The organism is Burkholderia sp. RF4-BP95, assembly GCF_001521985.1.
Taxonomy (GTDB): Bacteria; Pseudomonadota; Gammaproteobacteria; order Burkholderiales; family Burkholderiaceae; genus Burkholderia; species Burkholderia diffusa.
Window position 1 is genome coordinate 1 of sequence record NZ_LOSX01000045.1, and the last position, 1353, is coordinate 1353.

Consider the following 1353-nt stretch of genomic DNA (forward strand, 5'->3'; position numbering starts at 1 on the left):
GTAATGGGATGGTCACCCCCACCTCTCAGCGAGTAGGCTGCTGAGAACTTTCCCCGGGAGGTCGTTGCCATGGACAGCGTCACAATGATTGGAATTGATTTGGGCAAGCATTCTTTCCACCTGCATGGACAGGATCGTGCTGGCAAAGCCGTGCTTCGCAAGAAAGTCTCACGCAAACAGCTACTCGAGTTTTTTGCGACGTTCCACTCTTGTACTGTCGTGATGGAGGCCTGCGCAGGTGCGCATTGGATGGCGCGCAAGCTCAGCGAGTTGGGACACACCGTCAAGCTGATCTCTCCGCAATTCGTGCGCCCGTTCGTCAAGAGCAACAAGAACGACTTCGTTGATGCCGAGGCTATATGCGAAGCAGCGTCTCGACCATCGATGCGATTCGTGACGCCAAAGACGGAATCGCAGCAAACACTTTCCGCGCTCCATCGAGTTCGCCAGGCTCTGGTGCGCGATCGGGTATGCACGACCAACCAGATGCATGGATTCCTGCTTGAGTTCGGAATCAGCCTCCCCGTCGGCCACGCCGTCGTAAGGCGCCTGCCTGCAGTACTGGCCGAGTATCGGCTGCCGCCGCGTCTCGTCGCGATCCTTGATCGATTGCATGAGCACTTCAAATATCTTTGTGAGCAGATTCGCGATATCGAGAAAGAACTCGAGCGACAACTCGCCGATGACTCCCTTGGTGGGCGTCTGATGACGATTCCCGGCATTGGAACGATCACTGCCAGTCTACTTGCCTCGGAGCTCGGTGATGGTAAGCAATACCGATGCAGCCGTGATTTCGCCGCTGCGGTCGGGCTGGTGCCAAGGCAATACAGTACTGGTGGGAAGTCAAACCTGCTCGGAATTTCCAAGAGAGGTGACAAGAATATTCGTCACTTGCTGGTCCAGTGTGCTCGAGCATTTATGCTCCGACTGGACAAGCAGTCGGGCCGTATGGCCGACTGGGTCCGCTCGCTGCTTGCGCGACGACATTCCAGCGTGGTCGCTTGTGCCCTAGCGAGCAAGCTTGCCCGAATCGCATGGGCGATCGTGAGCCACAACACTGTATTCGAGCAACGAGCGACCGTCACGGCTGCATGACGAGATCTCATCATTCTGTTACCGAGTCAACTCATCTGGTTTTGCGACTGCTGATTATTGATGACGTGAACGGCAAACCGGCCTGGCGGACACCCTGAAAGGTTAACGAGCTTCCCGAAGCTGCAGCTGTTATCAGGACCGCCCGGCGCGATTCTCATCGTGGCGCGAGGAGCATTCCTCACAACGACGCCGGATAGATTGGTGCAAAGCCACCACACATCAACGTCAGCGTTGCAAAAACGGGGGTGACCATAGATT

2 protein-coding genes are annotated in these 1353 nt (G+C 56.2%); one reads left to right on the top strand and one right to left on the bottom strand.

Going from position 1 to position 1353, the window contains the following annotated elements; all coding sequences use genetic code 11:
- Window positions 1-69 precede the first annotated feature (69 nt).
- Window positions 70-1095, top strand: coding sequence for an IS110 family transposase (locus WS46_RS17270; protein ID WP_059534369.1), 1026 nt, complete (start codon window positions 70-72; stop codon window positions 1093-1095).
- A 26-nt stretch (window positions 1096-1121) separates the two neighbouring features.
- On the opposite strand, the gene WS46_RS36220 is transcribed toward WS46_RS17270, so the two are convergent.
- The coding region (locus tag WS46_RS36220; protein WP_218921327.1) for a hypothetical protein at window positions 1122-1353 on the bottom strand (232 nt) is incomplete at its 5' end.